At 50.6% G+C, this 2,569-nt stretch carries 4 protein-coding genes; all 4 read right to left on the bottom strand.

Annotated features, from left to right (window positions below; genetic code table 11):
- On the bottom strand, positions 1-107 hold a 107-nt coding region (locus tag FHC49_RS24815; protein ID WP_370631786.1), incomplete at its 3' end, for a replication initiation protein.
- Between the two features lie 1,287 nt (positions 108-1,394).
- Entirely contained in the window at positions 1,395-1,583 is a 189-nt protein-coding gene (locus FHC49_RS21485; RefSeq protein ID WP_024157497.1) for a Rop family plasmid primer RNA-binding protein, read from the bottom strand.
- A 254-nt stretch (positions 1,584-1,837) separates the two neighbouring features.
- Positions 1,838-2,140, bottom strand: coding sequence for a TM2 domain-containing protein (locus FHC49_RS21480; protein WP_023207139.1), 303 nt, complete (start codon positions 2,138-2,140; stop codon positions 1,838-1,840).
- A 307-nt stretch (positions 2,141-2,447) separates the two neighbouring features.
- On the bottom strand, positions 2,448-2,561 hold the full coding sequence (locus FHC49_RS24810) for a hypothetical protein (protein ID WP_001517211.1): 114 nt from the start codon (positions 2,559-2,561) through the stop codon (positions 2,448-2,450).
- Between the last annotated feature and the right edge of the window lie 8 nt (positions 2,562-2,569).

Below are 2,569 nucleotides of genomic sequence, written 5' to 3'. Positions count from 1 at the left end.
CCAGTGGCTGCTGCCAGTGGCGCTTTTGCATGTCTTTCCGGGTTGGACTCAAGTCGATAGTTACCGGAACAGGCGCAGCAGTCGGACTGAACGGGGGGTTCGTGCATACAGTCCAGCTTGGAGCGAACTGCCTTCCCGGAACTGAGTGTCAGGCGTGGAATGAGAGACCGCGGCCATAACAGCGGAGTGACACCGGTAAACCGAAAGGCAGGAACAGGAGAGCGCACGAGGGAGCCACCAGGGGGAAACGCCTGGGATCTTTATAGTCCTGTCGGGTTTCGCCACCACTGATTTGAGCGTCAGATTTTGTGATGCTTGTCAGGGGGGCGGAGCCTATGGAAAAACGGCCTCGCCGTGGCCTTATCGCTTCTCCGCTAAGCTTCTTCCTGGCATCTCCCAGGAAATTTCCGCTCCGCCTGTAAGTTGGTACCGCTCGCCGCAGCCGAACGACCGAGCGCAGCGAGTCAGTGAGCGAGGAAGCGGAATATATCCTGTATCACATATTCTGCTGACGCTCCGCTGCTGCATTTTTCTCCTGCCACATGAAGCACTTTCCTGAACCCCCACCCCGTCGTAACATACTAAGCCAGTATACACTCCGCTAGCGCTACGTGACTGGTTCAGGGCTGCGCCCCGAAACCCGCCAACAGCCTGACGCGCCTGCGGCTTGTCCAACCCCGCGCTGACCGGGAAAGCTTTTCCCGCCCGTCACGGCGTTATCAGGAGACTGGTTTGTCCGAGAAACGGAACAAGATGCTCACCATGTGGGTGACGGAGGATGAGCACCGGCTACTGCTGGAACGCTGCGGGGGTACATAGCTTTCTGCATGGGTGCGCCCGTCTGCTATTTCTGTTCCTCCTAGTTTTGGTGGGTGCTTATATCTCTACTAAAGGGCATAACATGTCACTGTTAACCGCGATGCTAAAGCGGGCTGTTTTTCACAGTATTACCGGCCCCCGTGCCGGTTTTTTTTCTTACCGGAAGGGGCTTCGTGTTTATTGATATTTTGATTTTCGGAGGGTGTACTGATCGCCTTGCCAAGGACGCGAGGAAGGACGTATTTACGACGAGGTACTTTCTGACTTCAGGGAAGGTGGGGCAGATGAGTTGACCCAGATACATTTCTGGCGTGTCGTTAGTGCATTATATCCCGGGGCATTTAACCGTATTGATTACCTCCCTGAGTCTCGTAAATACCGTCTCTGGTTATCCTGATTTTTAATCTCGTCACTGCTTGCTTATCGTTCCAGTCTGTCTTGTCTGCATTTTTCTTTCATACTGAGCGCCTCACGACCCGTAATAAATTTCGTGTCCGTTCATCCTTGAGCGACGGCTGGAGGATGAAGATCTCTCAAAAGATGATGTGGATGCCATGATGCAGGCGACGGAAAGGCTAAGCCGTTATGTCTGATTCCAGTCGGGCGCTGAGCTTCCGGTAAAGCGCTTCGGCCTGCTCATGCAGCTGTTCGCAGTCTGTCGCTTCGTCATCGAAGTCGAGCAGGTCAATTCTTTCCAGCAGGAGGAGTGTCTGGGCGCGGATAAATTTAGCCATGTTGAGAACGGCGGATTCCTGGCGGTTCATGTGTGTTTTTCCGTGTCTTGTGATGATTTTGATGTGAAAACAGGATGCCGTCATTCTGGTGCATAGTCATGCATGGCGTTAAAATTTACCTAGCACGTTTCTGGCGGCTTTTCGGGTGGTTTGTTACCTGTTTTACCGTACAGTCGTCAGAAACGTCCTGAGAGCCTCTCAGAGGGTGCAGACAACGGATGTTATGGTAAATTCAGCTGATTGGCAGGTATAAAAAAAGCCCCGCAGGGCTTTTTTGCTATGAGTCAGCCATATTTTCGTGCGAATTTTTCATCGGAATCGCATAGATAAATAATAAACTCAATAAACGCGATGATCGCGGGGATGAATGTCCAGCAAAAAATTAGATACAGGAATCCCTGTCCTATTTTACCTAAGTAAAATTTATGTACGCCAAATCCACCAAGGAAGAATGCTAATAGCGCGGCTGCGATTCTACTTTTTTCACCTGAACCTGAAGAGGCGTTTGTGGCTCCGCAGTGTGGGCATGACTTTGCTGTTTCGTGTATTTCCTTGCCGCATCCTCGGCAGTAAACCATTGAACTCATTTTTTATCCTCGAGCTTATTTTTAGTTGGGATGCATAATATCCGATGTTTTATAACGATGTGCATCCTATATGCTCGGGTGGGATAGATTTCCATTATGGTGAAGGATCTTCTTGAGATCCTTTCTGTGCCGTCGTAATCTCTTGCTCTGTAAACGAAAAAACCGCCCAGCAAGGCGGTTTTTCGAAGGTTCTCAGAGCAGCAACTCTTTGAACCGCGGTAACTGGCTTAAGAGGAGCGCAGTAACCAAATCTGTTCTTTCAGTTTAGCCTTAACTGGCACATAACTTCAAGACTAACTCCTCTAAATCAGTTACCAGTGGCTGCTGCCAGTGGCGCTTTTGCATGTCTTTCCGGGTTGGACTCAAGTCGATAGTTACCGGAACAGGCGCAGCAGTCGGACTGAACGGGGGGTTCGTGCATACAGTCCA

Source organism: Kluyvera sp. EC_51 (genome assembly GCF_019584505.1).
Lineage (GTDB): Bacteria > Pseudomonadota > Gammaproteobacteria > Enterobacterales > Enterobacteriaceae > Kluyvera > Kluyvera sichuanensis.
This window is presented reverse-complemented; position numbering and strand designations above follow the sequence as displayed.

Bases quoted from the DNA above. Each gene is read 5' to 3' on its own strand.
- FHC49_RS21485 (WP_024157497.1), bottom strand. From the start codon at position 1,583: ATGAACCGCCAGGAATCCGCCGTTCTCAACATGGCTAAATTTATCCGC.
- FHC49_RS21480 (WP_023207139.1), bottom strand. From the start codon at position 2,140: ATGAGTTCAATGGTTTACTGCCGAGGATGCGGCAAGGAAATACACGAA.
- FHC49_RS24810 (WP_001517211.1), bottom strand. From the start codon at position 2,561: ATGCACGAACCCCCCGTTCAGTCCGACTGCTGCGCCTGTTCCGGTAAC.